At 51.4% G+C, this 257-nt stretch carries 1 rRNA gene; it reads left to right on the top strand.

Features of this window, described 5'->3' with window-relative positions:
* A 23S ribosomal RNA gene (locus ACJYUO_RS21895) occupies positions 1-257 on the top strand; the annotation flags it as partial.

The raw sequence follows: 257 nt of genomic DNA, 5'->3' as shown, positions 1-257 counted from the left end.
CCACCGCAATTGCTTCGCGCAATGGGGAACGTCGAGAATTGAAACATCTTAGTATCGACAGGAAAAGAAAGCAAACGCGATGTCGTTAGTATTGGCGAAAGAACGCGACACAGTCCAAACCGAAGCCCTTACGGGCAATGTGGTGTTCGGGCTGACAAACACTCTCAGAAACTCGACGAGAAGTCTCTTGGAACAGAGCACGAGACAGGGTGACAGTCCCGTACCGTCGACGAGTAAGAGACGAGTCAGTTCCAGAG

This window comes from Natrinema sp. CRL1, assembly GCF_059162405.1.
The sequence above is the reverse complement of the archived record's forward strand: the minus strand, read 5'-3'. Positions and strand labels throughout refer to the sequence as shown.